The organism is Providencia rettgeri, assembly GCF_001874625.1.
Classification (GTDB): Bacteria; Pseudomonadota; Gammaproteobacteria; order Enterobacterales; family Enterobacteriaceae; genus Providencia; species Providencia huashanensis.
The window spans coordinates 1103153-1119054 of record NZ_CP017671.1 but is presented as its reverse complement, the minus strand read 5'-3'; the positions used below and the strand labels follow the sequence as shown (position 1 = coordinate 1119054).

16 protein-coding genes are annotated in these 15902 nt (G+C 39.7%); 4 read left to right on the top strand and 12 right to left on the bottom strand.

The features are described from left to right. Nucleotides 1-97 precede the first annotated feature (97 nt). The gene (gene gpt / locus RB151_RS04945; RefSeq protein ID WP_042848748.1) at nucleotides 98-562 is read right to left on the bottom strand and encodes a xanthine phosphoribosyltransferase; all 465 of its coding nucleotides are present in this window, start codon (nucleotides 560-562) and stop codon (nucleotides 98-100) included. A 439-nt stretch (nucleotides 563-1001) separates the two neighbouring features. Between gpt and pepD the strand changes: the two genes are divergently transcribed. Beyond that, complete coding sequence (pepD, locus tag RB151_RS04940; protein WP_071547817.1) at nucleotides 1002-2462, top strand: beta-Ala-His dipeptidase; 1461 nt, start codon at nucleotides 1002-1004, stop codon at nucleotides 2460-2462. 50 nt (nucleotides 2463-2512) lie between these two features. Here pepD and dinB read toward each other — a convergent pair whose 3' ends face one another. Continuing rightward, nucleotides 2513-3568, bottom strand: a complete 1056-nt coding sequence (gene dinB, locus RB151_RS04935) for a DNA polymerase IV (protein WP_042848698.1) — start codon at nucleotides 3566-3568, stop codon at nucleotides 2513-2515. A 290-nt stretch (nucleotides 3569-3858) separates the two neighbouring features. Here dinB and RB151_RS04930 point away from each other — a divergent pair, with 290 nt between their 5' ends. After that, the gene (locus RB151_RS04930; protein WP_048608232.1) at nucleotides 3859-4755 is read left to right on the top strand and encodes a glycerophosphodiester phosphodiesterase family protein; all 897 of its coding nucleotides are present in this window, start codon (nucleotides 3859-3861) and stop codon (nucleotides 4753-4755) included. 316 nt (nucleotides 4756-5071) lie between these two features. After that, nucleotides 5072-5446: a hypothetical protein gene (locus tag RB151_RS04925; RefSeq protein ID WP_042848700.1), complete on the top strand. Its 375-nt coding sequence runs from the start codon at nucleotides 5072-5074 to the stop codon at nucleotides 5444-5446. A gap of 227 nt (nucleotides 5447-5673) precedes the next feature. Here RB151_RS04925 and nqrM read toward each other — a convergent pair whose 3' ends face one another. The 8 genes from nqrM to RB151_RS04885 form a co-directional block, all read right to left on the bottom strand. Continuing rightward, the gene (gene nqrM, locus RB151_RS04920) at nucleotides 5674-5901 is read right to left on the bottom strand and encodes a (Na+)-NQR maturation NqrM (RefSeq protein WP_042848701.1); all 228 of its coding nucleotides are present in this window, start codon (nucleotides 5899-5901) and stop codon (nucleotides 5674-5676) included. 18 nt (nucleotides 5902-5919) lie between these two features. Next, on the bottom strand, nucleotides 5920-6951 hold the full coding sequence (locus tag RB151_RS04915; protein ID WP_042848702.1) for an FAD:protein FMN transferase: 1032 nt from the start codon (nucleotides 6949-6951) through the stop codon (nucleotides 5920-5922). 234 nt (nucleotides 6952-7185) lie between these two features. After that, a complete protein-coding gene (gene nqrF / locus RB151_RS04910; RefSeq protein ID WP_042848703.1) occupies nucleotides 7186-8412 on the bottom strand; it encodes an NADH:ubiquinone reductase (Na(+)-transporting) subunit F in 1227 nt (408 codons plus the stop codon). A 15-nt stretch (nucleotides 8413-8427) separates the two neighbouring features. Next, nucleotides 8428-9024: an NADH:ubiquinone reductase (Na(+)-transporting) subunit E gene (gene nqrE / locus RB151_RS04905; protein ID WP_042848704.1), complete on the bottom strand. Its 597-nt coding sequence runs from the start codon at nucleotides 9022-9024 to the stop codon at nucleotides 8428-8430. A gap of 4 nt (nucleotides 9025-9028) precedes the next feature. Further along, nucleotides 9029-9658, bottom strand: a complete 630-nt coding sequence (locus RB151_RS04900) for an NADH:ubiquinone reductase (Na(+)-transporting) subunit D (protein WP_042848705.1) — start codon at nucleotides 9656-9658, stop codon at nucleotides 9029-9031. Further along, nucleotides 9651-10445, bottom strand: coding sequence for a Na(+)-translocating NADH-quinone reductase subunit C (locus tag RB151_RS04895; RefSeq protein WP_071547816.1), 795 nt, complete (start codon nucleotides 10443-10445; stop codon nucleotides 9651-9653). Before RB151_RS04895 ends, RB151_RS04900 begins: the two co-directional genes overlap by 8 nt. Further along, complete coding sequence (locus tag RB151_RS04890; protein ID WP_042848707.1) at nucleotides 10438-11676, bottom strand: NADH:ubiquinone reductase (Na(+)-transporting) subunit B; 1239 nt, start codon at nucleotides 11674-11676, stop codon at nucleotides 10438-10440. Before RB151_RS04890 ends, RB151_RS04895 begins: the two co-directional genes overlap by 8 nt. Nucleotides 11677-11680: 4 nt before the next feature. Beyond that, nucleotides 11681-13024, bottom strand: a complete 1344-nt coding sequence (locus tag RB151_RS04885; RefSeq protein ID WP_042848708.1) for a Na(+)-translocating NADH-quinone reductase subunit A — start codon at nucleotides 13022-13024, stop codon at nucleotides 11681-11683. A 414-nt stretch (nucleotides 13025-13438) separates the two neighbouring features. On the opposite strand from RB151_RS04885, the gene RB151_RS04880 reads away from it, so the two are divergent. Continuing rightward, entirely contained in the window at nucleotides 13439-14176 is a 738-nt protein-coding gene (locus RB151_RS04880) for a L,D-transpeptidase family protein (RefSeq protein WP_042848709.1), read from the top strand. Here the strand turns inward: RB151_RS04880 and RB151_RS04875 are convergent. Together RB151_RS04875 and lpcA are read right to left on the bottom strand one after the other, a co-directional pair. After that, on the bottom strand, nucleotides 14147-14914 hold the full coding sequence (locus tag RB151_RS04875) for a class II glutamine amidotransferase (protein ID WP_042848710.1): 768 nt from the start codon (nucleotides 14912-14914) through the stop codon (nucleotides 14147-14149). The two genes, RB151_RS04880 and RB151_RS04875, sit on opposite strands and share 30 nt — an antisense overlap. A 27-nt stretch (nucleotides 14915-14941) precedes the next feature. Continuing rightward, nucleotides 14942-15520, bottom strand: coding sequence for a D-sedoheptulose 7-phosphate isomerase (gene lpcA, locus RB151_RS04870; protein WP_042848711.1), 579 nt, complete (start codon nucleotides 15518-15520; stop codon nucleotides 14942-14944). Nucleotides 15521-15902 lie beyond the last annotated feature (382 nt).

Here is a 15902-nt window from a genome sequence, read left to right as displayed (position 1 = left end):
CTCAAAAATTTTAGGTATTTATGTGTTATGCCTATGAGGAAAAACCCCAAAGGCTGTTAATGACAATCTATTACCAGAAAATAAGTTTAACTTCGATTTATTTGTCTTGTTCACACAATGGCTTTATAAAAGCAACGCCCATATCCCAAGGCTGCTCTATCCATGTGTCTTGCGGGATATCAACCACATAGTCATCAACTAATGGACGACCAGCTGGCTTAGCGAAGATAGTAACAAAGTGTGCTTTTGGATACATATCACGAATAGCTTGCGCTGTACCACCGGTATCGACCAAATCGTCAATGACGATATAGCCTTCGCCATCACCTTCAGCGCGCTTTATAATTTTTAATTCGCGTTGATTATCATGGTCATAGCTAGATATACATACGGTATCAACGTTACGAATGCCCAGTTCACGTGCAAGAAGCGCGCCTGGAACAAGACCACCACGGCTAACCGCGATAATACCGGTCCATTGTTCTACTGGTAATAAACGTTGTGCGAGTTTACGGGCATGTATTTGCAACATATCCCACGTTACGACATATTTTTCGCTCATAAAATTCGGGTCCCGACTGCTGAGTAAATCTGAAATGTGTCTTGCGGAAAAAAGGTTGCGCGAGATTATAGTGATTTGGCGCGTTAAAAACCAGTAAAAAGCATCATTCGCCATTAATTATTATCATTTACACTATCCATTCTTCAAAAGAAAGTGTTATCCTGAGATTATAAAAGATGCAGCCTTTAATTCGAAACTTCAGGCTGTTAGGTCATAATTACAGCAATATTCCTTTTAAAAATTGAAGCTGAAATTAACGTTGGTTGCCAATCAGTTCCTACATGGGTTATTCAGGATATTATTCCTAAATAGTTCAATTTGTAGCTAGGCGGCAAATGAGTAAATCCTTTGAGTATACATAAGTATATGATTGGAGTTTACGAGTGAAGCCAACAATGCTACAGATTGAAATATAAAGGGAAAATAAAAGGAGAGAAACGTGTCTGAACTAGCTACATTATCCCCCCAACCGCTATGGGACATCTTCGCTACCATCTGCTCTATTCCGCACCCTTCATATCATGAAGAAGCTTTAGCTGCGCATATTATCGACTGGTCAAAACAAAAAGGTTTTCATGTAGAACGCGACGAAGTTGGTAATATTTTGATCCGTAAACCTGCAACAACGGGTTACGAAAACCGCAAAGCAGTAGTCTTGCAAGCACACCTAGACATGGTGCCACAAAAAAATAATGACACCGTGCATGACTTTAAAACAGACCCAATCCGCCCATATGTTAATGGTGAATGGGTGACCGCTGAAGGTACAACTTTAGGCGCAGATAACGGTATTGGTTTAGCTTCTGCATTGGCGGTTCTGGCTGATGACAGTGTCGAGCATGGGCCTATGGAAGTTTTACTCACCATGACTGAAGAAGCTGGCATGGAAGGTGCGTTTGGTCTAAAAGCAGGTTGGCTACAGGCGGATATTCTGATTAACACCGACTCTGAAGAAGAAGGTGAGATCTATATGGGTTGTGCTGGAGGGGTTGATTTCACAACAACATTTGATCTACTGCGTGAACCTTTACCACAAGGTTATCAGACGTTTACTTTAACCCTAAAAGGGTTAAAAGGTGGTCACTCCGGTGGTGATGTTCACTTAGGCTTAGGTAATGCGAATAAATTACTCGCACGCTTCCTTGCTGGACATGCAGAAGACTTAAGCCTGAAATTGTTAGAATTTAGAGGCGGTACCGTACGTAATGCTATCCCACGTGAAGCGCATGCAATTATCTCTGTTCCGATAGAAAAAGTTGCTGAACTGACAGCATTAAGAGAACGCTACGAAGGTATTTTAAAGAATGAGTTAGCCGTTATAGAACCTAACCTTGTTCTACTCTTAGATGAAACACAAAGTGACTTGAAAGCACTGTCTGATGATTGCCAAAAACGTTTTACGTTCTTCTTAAATGCTGCACCTAATGGCGTAATTCGCATGAGTGATGTCGCTGTAGGTGTCGTAGAAACATCGCTTAATGAGGGCGTTGTTCGCATGACAGAAGACCAAGCGGAAGTTATCTTCCTTGTTCGCTCACTGATTGATAGTGGCAAAAACTATGTTGTTAACATGCTCACTTCTATTAGTAAATTAGCACAAGCACAGTACCGCGCTGAGGGGAGCTACCCAGGTTGGCAACCAGATGCCGATTCAGCCGTAATGCACTTAGTGAGTGAAACTTATAACAAGCTATTTGGTAAAATCCCAAATGTGATGGTGATCCACGCAGGCCTTGAGTGTGGCTTATTCAAAAAGCCTTACCCAGATATGGATATGGTTTCAATTGGGCCAACCATTCGTGGTGCTCACTCTCCTGATGAAAGAGTGCATATTGCAAGTGTTGGTGAATATTGGAAACTGTTGACCGCTGTTTTAAAAGCAATCCCGGTTAAAGGTTAAAACCTGATCATAACTGAAACATCTGCCATTCATTATGGTAGATGTTTTATTTATAGTTCTAATAACAATTGCCTTTCCAATTGAGGGCTTTGTAACATAACATGCAACCCAACTAATCGTACCCCTCGCTGTTCACGTCGATTAACCCAAACTTGTTTTGCCAACTGGACTAAATCTTGCTTATTAAGCATTGGGTAAACATGCTCTTGTGTTGTTTGTTGAAAATCATCAAATTTAAACTTTACGCCTTGGCGCGCAATGCGTAAATCAGGCTTCACTTTAGCTAAACGCAATTGCAGTTCATCATAAAGTTTATCTAATAATAAAAGGCAATCATTCCATTCATGAATATCTTCAGCAAGAGTCCGCTCAACACCAACGGATTTCCTTAGTCTATCTGGGTTTACAGGCCGTTCATCGATACCGTGACAACGCTCCCATAGTACCTGCCCAAACTTCCCCATGCTTTTAATCAGTGTAACAACGTCATAGTTTTGCACATCAGCACAAGTCGTTAGCCCCATATCTGCTAGCTTTTGTGCGGTGACTTTTCCCACTCCCGGAATTTTTCTTAGTGGTAAAGTCAGAATGAATTGATCAATATTTTGCGGGGTGATCACAAATTGCCCATTTGGTTTATTCATATCAGAGGCGATTTTAGCAAGGAACTTGATAGGGGCAATCCCCGCTGAGGCTGTCAATTGTAATTCATCAAAAATTTGCTGACGAATTGCCTCTGCGATTAACGTAGCTGAACCATGTAATTGTGAGCAGTCAGTCACATCAAGATAAGCTTCATCGAGGGAAAGCGGCTCGATTAAATCTGTATATCGCGCAAAAATCTTACGTATATGAATGGACGTTTCTTTATATAACGCCATTCTCCCTGAAACGACTTTAAGTTGAGGGCAAAGCCTTAGAGCAATAGCGGTAGACATGGCACTATGTACGCCATAACGACGAGCTTCATAGTTTGCGGTGCTGATCACACCACGGCGATCGGCACTTCCTCCTACCGCAATAGGGATACTACGCAAGCTTGGGTCATCACGCATTTCGATGGCTGCATAAAAGCAATCCATATCAATATGTATAATTTTACGCACAAGTTAGCCCACACAATCAATCAACTGATTAAATATACAGTATTATTATTAGCCGTGCAATCTGGGCCTATTCGCTGACATCAATTCTAAAATAGCAGATAACCTAATGATAATAAAAATAATTAATATTATTGAAATAATAGTCTGCCACACTATATAACAGCATTTGTTATTTAAAGTTTGTCTTAAAAACAATCGTAAATACTTACTTTACCGTGAAAATGTAATAAAACAGATGCGTCCTTTTCACTCATTATACTTTATAAAAAATTCTTTTATGGATGATACCTATGGCAATTCTATCAACATCAAAATATGTTAAAACTATGGCGTCAGTTATTCTACTTCTTGCAAGTCAAACTGCTTTAGCATTATCACCACAAATTGTTGCACACAGAGCCGGTACTGCTGATGCACCGGAAAATACTATTTATGCAATTGATTTAGCAAAAGAAAATAAAGCCGATGCTATTTGGCTAACAGTACAATTAAGTAAAGATAATCAATTAGTTTTATATCGCCCAAGTGATTTAGACTCGTTAACAGAAAAAAAAGGGCCAGTATCTGCTTATACCGCAGAGCAATTAAGTCATATCAATGCTGCCTATAAGTTTAGTAAAAAACATAACCAACAATTCCCTTTGCAAAAAACAACAATTAATACATTAGAAGCTGTTCTACAGAAATACCCTAATACCACTTTCTATATTGACTTAAAATCCCCTGATGCCGACCCTGCTCAGCAAGCACAAGCTATCCTTACATTATTAAATAAGACTAAGGCATTTAAACAAGTCCGTTTTTATTCAACTAATGATGCCTTTCTAACGGCATTAAAGTCTCTTTCACCTCAATTCCAATTATTTGAAAGCCGTGATGAAACAAGAACAATGCTAGCGAATAGTGTTATGAGTCGCCAATGCCCTATAGAAAATGATAAAGATAATACTCGCTGGTATGGTTTCGAGCTTCATCGTAAAGTTGAAGTTGTTGAAAAGTATACTTTAGGTGAAGCTCGTTCACCTGCAACCTTATCATGGGATAAAAACGCTATCGATTGTTTTAGAAAAAATGGTAAAGCGTATATTATTGTATTTGGTGTCAATAACGAAAAAGACTATCAACTCGCAAAAGAAATTGGTGTTGATGCCGTAATGGTTGATTCCCCAAAAAACTTCAAAAAATAATCTAATAATTAAGCTATTTTATTTTGAATTATGTTTAATCAAATAAATTAGCTTAATTTCCTCACCTAAACTACCTCCTATTTTATTTTTATAACACTTTAATGTTAATCATTATTTACATCTACTTTAAATAAAACCAATATTAAAAAGTGCAATATTTTCTTGACTTCTATTTTTAGAAAAAATTAAAAATACCAGTTTATAATAATACTATTTTTTATTTAAACTACTAATTTAATTTCAATAATCACCTTTAAAAACTAACTAGCCCTATTCTTACAAAATGACCTTTCATTATAAATATCAAGAGGATAAAATGTCCAAATCAAAAGGAACAATCTCTATTGAAAATAAATGGGATGAAGACTTTAAAAAAGTCGAAATTATTTATCAAAGCAGTGAAGATGATGTAGATAAGGCTTTTATTACCTATAATATAAGGGCTCAACAAACGCATAATGATGTATTTGATATCGAATACTCATCCACGGGGAAAAGTTCATGGATAGGGACAGTTACCACTTCTAGCGGCCAAAAATGGAGTAGTGGAAGTCCCCTAAAATGTAATGCAAACAAAGCCGAGAATTGCAAAATTATCATTAAATTTGATGGATACCGTAAAGAAATGGGTGTCATATATACCCCAAAAAATTCATGCCATAAGAAAATGAGTCAACTAAAATCTATATAATAAAATAGAAGAATAATGCTATTTAAATATTATACGAATAGTATATTCGGCTATTATTGCTGTCATTGACACTAGAAATAAAACCGCATTGATATACCTTAACTCCCTTCCATTATAGCTAGTTATACGACAAAAATGCGGATACCGTTTTAACTGGCTAATGCTATAAAAAAACCTTAGCCATATACTTTATATGGCTAAGGTTTAGAAAACAGATAGATTAAATACTAAAGTATGCGGTTTTTTTCCAGCATCTTTTGGCGAGCTTCTTCACGTGCCATGCGTTTTTTGCGGGCGTCACAAGGCTCAGGGCAATCGCATACTTTATCAACCCCGATACTACTTAAGCCGCCACAACTACCTTGAATACTTTTACGCTTGAAAATATACCCAAGAGACATTCCTAAAAACGCCAGCAAGAACAGTGCAAAGGCGGCAATAAAAATATTTAGCATTCCTTTATCCTCCCCGAATTACTGCTTCTTGGTTAAAAATGGTTCGAATGCTTTAGTATAACGCTCTTCAAAACCTTTATCTGTCTTAACAATCATAAAAACAGGAATATTCATTTTCTCAGCTAAGGCAAAGCCAGCTTCAGGCCCTAGCACATTTAGCCCTGTTGATAGCCCATCGGCACTCATACAGTTATCTGCAATAACCGTAATAGAAACTAGATTATGGGTAATCGGTCGCCCTGATTTTGGGTCAATAGTATGAGAAAAACGAACTCCATCCTGTTCAAAATAGTTACGGTAATCCCCAGAGGTTGCAATTGAGCTATCTCCAGGCTCGATAACTTCTTGCACTGTTTGGCTTACACCATCTGCCGCAGGTTTTTCAATGGCAATACGCCAAGGCGCCTCTTTACCATTGGTACCTTTAGTGCGCACTTCACCACCAATATCAACCATGTAGTTGTTGATACCCGCTGACTCTAAGTATTCAGCAACAACGTCTACACCATAGCCTTTCGCAATTGATGAAAGATCTACATATAGTTCAGGAATGGTTTTGACTAGGTTATTGTCTTGAACGGATAATTTGTCAATCCCTACCCATGCTCTGCGCTTGGCCAATTCTTCATCTGAAGGGGCTTTAGTGACTCTCCCTTCTGGGCCAAACCCCCATAAGTTAACTAAAGGCCCAACAGTTACATCTAAAGAGCCATCTGTGATTTTATTAATCTCAATAGCTTTTTTAACAACTGTTGCAGTTGCTGCGGAGACAGGGAATGGTGTATTTATGTCTTTAGACTGGTTAAAACGACTTAACTCAGAGTCAGGTCGGTAAGTTGACATCTGGTCATTAACTTCTTCTAAGCGCTTATCTATCTCAGCTTGAATCGCTTCAGGTTTTGCCCCTGAAGAATCCGTAACATATTTAACCGAGTAATAAGTGCCCATTGTTTGTCCCTGAAGATTTTGTTGCTCTGGCCCACCACAAGCAGCAAGAAACAGGGTCGCGACAAACAGAAGTATTGGGGTATAAATTCTTTTACTTAGCATCGTTTTCTCCGCGTCAATCATGAGCGAGTCTGTAGAAGTCGCTCAGACTATTAACACACTTTACATCGTCACCCATGCAGAGAATGTTTCAGTCAAAATAATTATTAACTTACTAATTACCAATTAGATAATTAGTAATTAGCCATCATTGTTAAATTACAAAGAGGGAAGTAGCTTCCCTCTTTAAAGTGTTATCACTGTACTAACCTTGTTAAGTACAATAAACCTAATAACTTAACCACCAAAGTCATCTAGTAAGATGTTTTCATCTTCAACACCAAGGTCTTTAAGCATCTTAATTACAGCAGCATTCATCATTGGAGGCCCACACATATAGAACTCACAATCTTCTGGTGCTGGGTGATCTTTTAAGTAATTGTCATACAGAACATTATGGATAAAGCCAGTATAACCATCCCAGTTATCCTCTGGTAAAGGATCTGAAAGTGCAATATTCCATGTAAAGTTTTCGTGTTCCGCGGCAAGTTGGTCAAAATCTTCTGTATAGAACATTTCGCGAACTGAACGAGCCCCATACCAGAAACTAATTTTACGCTTAGAATTTAAACGGCGCAATTGGTCAAATATGTGGGAACGCATTGGCGCCATACCCGCACCACCACCGATAAACACCATTTCAGCTTCAGTTTCTTTTGCAAAGAACTCACCAAATGGACCGGAAATTGTCACTTTATCCCCTGGTTTTAATGACCAAATATAAGAGGACATAATTCCTGGTGGAACATCTGGGTTACGTGGCGGAGGCGTTGCTATCCGCACGTTTAACATAATAATGCCGTATTCTTCAGGGTAGTTGGCCATTGAATAGGCACGTACAGTAGGCTCTTTAACCTCTGAAACATAACGGAATAGGTTAAATTTATCCCAGTCTTCACGATACTCTTCAGGTACATCGAAATCTTCATATTTAACAATATGTTCAGGGCATTCAATTTGAATAAAACCACCGGCACGGAAAGGAACAACCTCCCCTTCTGGTATCTTCAATCTCAGCTCTTTAATGAAAGTGGCTTTATTGTCATTAGAAATAACTTCGCACTCCCACTTTTTCACACCAAAGATTTCTTCTGGAAGCTCAATTTTTAAATCTTGCTTAACGTTAACCTGACAAGCTAAACGACAACCTTCTTTTGCTTCTCGCTTATTAATGTGGGAAAGTTCTGTCGGCAGAATATCACCACCACCCTCTTTGATTGTCACACGGCACTGGCCGCATGAACCACCACCACCACAAGCAGATGAAACAAAAATACCTTGGTTAGATAGCATACCTAACAGCTTATCGCCAGCTGGAGCCTCAAAGCTTTTGTCAGGGTCGCCATTTACTTCAACTTTGATGTTCCCTGTATTGACTAACTTGGATTTTGCAAACAGGATTAAGCCTGTAAGCACCAAGACAATCAGGGTAAACATCACTACACCTAAAATAATAATTTCCATGAATTCTTCTCGCCTTTATAGCTGCACACCGGAGAAGGACATAAAGCCCAATGCCATCAAGCCGGTTGTCACAAAGGTGATACCTAACCCTTTTAGACCCGCTGGAATATCTGAGTACTTCATTTTCTCACGGATAGCTGCCAACAAGACAATGGCAAGCATCCAACCGATCCCCGAGCCAAACCCATACACTATCGATTCGCTAAAGTTATAATCGCGTTGAGCCATGAAAGAAACACCACCGAAAATTGCACAGTTAACAGTAATCAATGGCAAGAAGATACCAAGTGCGTTATACAGTGATGGGAAGTAACGATCCAAAATCATCTCAAGGATCTGAACCAATGCAGCAATAACACCGATAAAGGTGATGAAGTTCAAAAAGGATAAATCAATACCCTCTGCTATTGCCCCATCACGCAACACTAAGTTATACACCAAGTTATTAGCTGGAACAGAGATACCAAGAACGACAGTTACTGCGATCCCCAGTCCAAAGGCTGTTTTAACATTCTTTGAAACAGCGAGAAAAGTACACATACCTAAAAAGAATGCTAACGCCATATTTTCAATAAAAATGGATTTAACAAATAGGCTAATATAGTGTTCCATGTGATTAGTCCTTCTCTACCTGAGCTGGTTTCAGGATACGTAGTCCCCAAATCAGCATACCGATGATAAAGAATGCACTTGGCGCGAGGAGGAACAAGCCATTAGGCATGTACCAGCCACCGTTTTGCAGTGATTCAAAGACAGTGATACCAAACAGTTTGCCGGAGCCAAATAATTCCCTAAAGAAACCGACTAATACAAGGATCACACCATAGCCAAGACCATTACCGATACCATCCATAAAGCTTTCTATTGGTGGCGCTTTCATTGCATAAGCTTCAGCACGCCCCATTACGATACAGTTAGTAATAATCAAACCAACGAATACTGAAAGTTGCTTTGATATTTCATAGGCATACGCACGTAAAATTTGGTCAACCACGATGACGAGAGAAGCGATGATTGCCATCTGTACAATAATACGCACACTGCTTGGAATATAATTTCTAATCAGTGAAATAAAGAAGTTAGAAAATGCCGTAACTAATGTTACCGCAATGGTCATAACCAATGCTGTTTCTAACTTAGTTGTTACTGCTAATGCAGAACAGACCCCCAGTATTTGCAAAGCAATTGGGTTGTTATCTAATAGTGGTCCAAGTAGGACGCGTTTTATTTCTTTTGAATCAGCCATTATTCAGCGCTCCTTCACGTACTTTTTTCAGGAACGGACCAAAGCCGTTATCCCCTAACCAAAAATCAAACATATGTTGAATTCCGTTTGACGTTAGGGTTGCACCTGAAAGGCCATCGATACCGTATGGGCTATCTGTGGCACCACCACGTACGATTTTAATTGCCGGAATACCCTGTTCATTGAACAGTTTTTTACCCGGCCATTGGGCTTTCCATTGTGGGTTATCGACTTCGCCACCTAAACCTGGTGTTTCACCATGCGAGTAGTAAGTGATACCGCGTGAGGTTACCCCATCAACATCGATTGCCACAAACGCATACATTACAGACCACAAACCTGAACCATAAACAGGTAAAATAATTTGTGATACTTTGCCGGCATCATCTTTCACTAAATAGATTTCAGCACTATTGGCGCGACGGCGAATTTTTGCGATATCCTCTGCTGGAGAAAGGGCAATACTGGTTTCATCGCTACGTAGCTCAGCATTTAGATCATAACGGCTAGTGCTATCAGATAGTTCATTCGTTTTGAAATTCAAAAGCTTAGGTTCGATGCGCTCCCCATAAATTTTTTGGATTTCTTCTGCGGTCATTTTAGGCTGCATTAAACCTGCCACGCTTAAAATATTACGCTGAGTATCTAACTGAATTTGTTCTTGCTGCTTCGGCTTCAAACCAACTGCAGCACCTGCGACAACAACAGAACAAACTAGACAAAGGATAAAAATGACTAGAAATGTTCTACCGACGCTATCTTTATTAATTGGTTTATCATTAGCCACGAGCTTTTCTCCGCTTAATATTTGCTTGAACGACCAGATAGTCAAACAAAGGAGCAAACAGGTTGGCGAACAGAATAGCCAGCATCATCCCTTCAGGATAAGCCGGATTTACTACCCTGATAAGTACACACATTACGCCGATCAGAATGCCATATGCCCATTTACCTTTATCAGTGAATGAAGCGGATACTGGGTCTGTCGCCATAAAAATCATACCAAATGCAAAGCCACCCAGAACCATATGCCACCACCAAGGCATGGCAAATAACGGATTGGTGTCTGAACCAATAGCATTAAATAGGTAAGACATGGCAATCATACCAACCATGACACCCGCCACAATACGCCATGATGCAATGCGGAAGAACATGATGAGTGCGCCACCAATAAACAACATCAGCGTCGAAACTTCACCGATCGAGCCTGGCATATTACCTAAGAACGCTTGCATCCAAGTGATAGGCTCACTTGTTACTGTGTTCATTAGCGCGTGTTCGCCACCTGAAGCCCACTGTGATAATGGAGTTGCTCCCGAGAAACCATCCGCTGCAGTCCAAACCAAGTCACCGGAGATTTGAGCAGGGTAAGCAAAGAATAAAAATGCACGACCCGCTAACGCAGGGTTTAAGAAGTTACGCCCTGTACCACCGAAAATTTCCTTAGCAATCACGACACCGAAGGTAATACCAAGAGCCGCTTGCCATAAAGGAATTGTTGGAGGCACAATCAAAGCAAACAAGATAGAGGTTATAAAGAAGCCTTCGTTGATTTCATGACCACGGATCATGGCAAACAACACTTCCCAGAACCCACCGACAAGGAAAACAACGGCATAAATAGGAAGAAAATAAACTGCACCAAGCAGCATTTTACTTCCCCAACCAGCATCCATTGACAGCGAGGCACCTAAAAATTGTGCCAAACTATAATGCCAGTCACTCGCGAGCACTTGCTGTAGCTCTGCTCCACTATACAGTTGATGAAGTGCAGGGATAGCTTGGTTGCCTACGTTGTACATCCCCCAGAACATTGCAGGGAAAACAGCAAGCCAGACTAAAATCATCATGCGCTTCAGGTCAATAGTGTCCCTGACATGAGAACGACCTTTCGTCACCGTTCCCGGTGTATAGAACACTGTAGAAACTGCTTCATACAATGCATAGTATTTAGCGAGTTTTCCACCGGGCTCAAAATGGTGTTCATACTTTTCAAATAAATTTTTCAGACCCATGGAATCACCCTTCTAGCTCAATCTTGGTCAGAACATCACGTAATACAGGACCATACTCGTACTTCGCTGGGCAAACATAGGTACATAAACCTAAATCTTCTTCGTCCAACTCTAAACAGCCCAATTCTTGTGATGTATCGGTATCTCCAGCGAGGAGATCGCGCAACAAATGAGTGATCATGATGTCAAGAGGCATAACACGCTCATAGTTACCAATTGGTACCATTGAACGCTCACCGCCGTTCATTGTTGTCGTAAAATTAAAGCGCTTATTTTTCAGGAAATGCCCGATCGTAGTACGAGTGATCGTAAATTTATTAACACCAGGCATAATCCAGCCAAATAGTTCTTTATCGCGACCTTCGGCTAATACAGAGACTTGATTGTGAAAACGACCAAGATAATGATGGGTATCATCACAAGTTACGCCCCAAAGGACAGAGCCTGAAATAATACGGTTTTCGCCCGCTTTAAGCTGGCCTTGAGTTAATTCATATAAATCAGCGCCAAGACAAGTGCGTAATAAACGCGGCTTTTCAACCTGTGGCCCTGCCAATGAAACGATACGGTCAGTATAAAGCTGCCCAGTGACAAACAGCTTACCAATCGCAATAACGTCTTGGTAATTAAGGCTCCATACCTTTTTCTTGATGCTTACTGGCTCCAAGAAATGGATATGAGTCCCCGCTAACCCAGCAGGATGAGGACCCGCAAACTGGGTGTATGAAATCTGGCTATGAGCCTCAACTTTTGGTAAATCCCCCTCTCCATGACATACATGGATTTTACCTTCTGTTAAATGGCTAAGGACTAATAACCCATCGTTAAATGCCTGTTCTTGTTCACGAATAACCAAAACGGCATCAGCAGCAAGAGGGTTTGTGTCCATTGCAGTAACAAAAATAGCGCTAGGTGAAGAACCTGGTTGTGGCGAACGACTAAATGGACGCGTTCTTAAAGAGGTCCACAAACCTGATTTAATCAGATTATCTTCGACTTGTTCTCTGGTTAATGCAGATAACTCAGTACGAGTATAAGCTGCAAAGTTTTCCTGTTCATCACCGTCAATTTCAATGACAACAGATTGAAGCACACGACGCTCACCACGATGAATAGCAACAATTTTACCACAGGCTGGACTTGTAAAAACAACCCCCGGATTCTTTTTATCTTCAAAAAGAACCTGCCCTTTTATGACACGTTCACCTTCTTTAACCAGCATCGAAGGACGCATTCCGACATATTCTTCACCTAGCACAGCTACGTGTTGAATTTTCGGGCCGTCTTCTATCACTTGGGCTGGCTCACCTGCGATGGGAAGGTTAAGGCCTTTTTTAATTTTAATCATAAGATCTGCACAAGTTTATCAGTTAAACCCTAAGCTAACGATTCAGCAATGAATGATAGCGACTCAGTAATAAAAACAGCTCAAGCCACTTTCGCCACTTAAGCAGGTATTTTCACATAATTGTTACTAAATTTTTTCTTCTGCCGGACGTAATTTTATCAGTTCCCACTCACTATGTCCGTCTATAGAAGTGACATAGTTCAAGCAAATTGCATTAATATTTAAATTTTTCTGTTAACAATTCGAAATTGCCGAACTATAACATCACCTTTATCGATTGCTGATTACTATTTAACCGATAAAGATTCATCTAAAAACTATTAACAAGCTATATTAATTTTCTATTTACTCGTCTAAAATGCATAAATTCTGTATTCTTTTTAATCAGTGAAAACTTCTACATTTGGCCTTAGTATGAAATTAAGTAAATTTTTTAGTGCAATTTTTCCATTTGTACTCATATATCCACCTGTAATTCAGGCGAGCAACTCTTCATTTATACTTAAGAATAATGCTTTGGATAATCAAAATTCATCTATTTTTATTCAAATATTTAAGCAAGAGGGTTTACTCGAACTCTATCAAAAAACCCCTTCTGGAAAATATAAGCTGACCAAAACTTACCCAATTTGTAAGTTTTCTGGGGGCCTTGGCCCGAAAAAAATAGAAGGAGACCTCAAAAGCCCTGAGGGATTTTATCAAATTACCGCAGAACAGCTCAACCCAAATAGTCGGTATTACCGATCTATCAATATTGGATTCCCTAATGAATACGATAAAGCACAAGGTTACAGCGGTAGTTACCTAATGATCCATGGCAGTTGCGTTTCTGTAGGATGCTATGCCATGACAGATAAATATATGGGTGAAATTTATCAAACCGTCGAAACTGCCTTATTAAATGGCCAGCCAACCATCAATGTCAGCATCTACCCATTTAAGATGACAAATGAAAATATGACGCGCTACAGAAACTCAAGTCACTATTCATTTTGGAAACAGCTACAGCCTGCTTACGAATACTTTAACCAAACAGGAAGACCCGCAGAAATTTCAGTGACATTAGGTAAATACGCGGTAGTTAGCTTACCAGATACCCCAACGAAATTATTAGGATCTAAATCACAATATGCGCTCACCAAGATGGAATAATACAAAGTTACCTGGCTCGATCCGCTGCCAATTTTCATTTCCCGTTAAAGGTTGAGTTGCAATAACAGAAACAATATCAGTGGGTGTGGTGCATTGCTCGAAATCAATTTCAATATCTTGATCTAATAATTTCGCTTTACCAAAGGGTGCTCTACGCGTCAGCCAATGTAAATTCGTTGAACTAAACGCCATCAAATATTGCCCATCAGAGAGCAACATATTAAACACCCCTTTATGACGTAGCTGATCCGCCAATGTCGCGACAAAACGAAACACGCTTTTCCAATTGGAGGGTTTTCGTGGGTACTTTTCACTTAACTGATGTAAAATCCAGCAAAATATCCATTCGCTATCAGTTTCACCGATAGGCCAATAACGCCCTGTTTTCAATGAACGATAACCCTTTAATTGGCCATTATGAGCATAAGTCCAATTGCGCCCCCACAATTCACGCGTAAAGGGATGCGTATTGACTAATGATACATCACCTTGATTTGCTTGCCGAATATGCGCAACAATCGTTTCTGATTTGATAGGATATTCCTGCACAAAGCGGGCAACGGGTGATAAAAAACTTGGTTGAGGATCTTTAAATGTGCGACATCCCAAGCCTTCATAGAACGTAATTCCCCAGCCATCTTTGTGTGGACCGGTATGCCCACCTCGAGAAATTAACCCACTAAGACTAAACGTAATATCAGTTGGAACATTGGCACTCATGCCAAGTAACTCACACATTTAAAGGCTCCTAAACCGGTTAAAACTTTACTTCACCATCTCTTTTTCAATCAACTGAATTAAGATATGGATAACTTTAATATGAATTTCTTGAATGCGATCAGCATAACCAAAGTGTGGGACACGGATTTCAATATCTGCGGTACCTGCCATTTTCCCGCCATCTTTACCTGTTAGCGTGATTACTTTCATCCCTTTCTCACGAGCAGCGCTAATCGCTTTGATAATATTCCCTGAATTACCAGATGTTGAGATGCCCAGTAAAACATCACCTTTCATCCCTACTGCTTCAATAAAACGTGAAAAAACATATTCATAACCGAAGTCATTACTGACACAAGACAGATGACTAACATCTGAAATTGCAATCGCTGGATAACCGGGACGATTTTCACGATAGCGCCCTGTTAACTCTTCAGCAAAATGCATCGCATCGCAGTGTGAACCACCATTACCACAAGACAATACTTTGCCACCAGCTTTAAAAGAATCGGCTAACAATACGGCTGCTTTTTGAATAGCTTCAATATTTGCGTCATCGCTAAGGAAATTTGATAGCGTGTCGGCAGCTTCTGTTAGCTCGCCACGGATCAGGTCTTGATACATGAGGTTTCCTCTTAATTAAGAACATGTTACAGAGAGTATGATTAATTTATATTTAAAATAGCCTAAATAAAAATGCCATCTAATGGCAAAGAGCAGATAGGTATCCACAATTAACCTTTAATACTCAGATTGTTGCACAGGGATTGTTTTGTTTCTACTTTTGATTGTGCTGTCTTAGCTTCGTAGAAAAAGACCTCCTTTTTCCTTACTAGTAACCATAATTTTTTAATGGCCTTAATGTAAATTACCTTAACCATTTTCATAATTTGGTGTTTTTGTGAGCCAAGTTGTAATTAGGATGTAAATACATTGCTAATTCTTTATTAATGGGTATAGATTAAGATAACAAACAGGTCAGACCTCTTACAAGTGGACAGGAGCT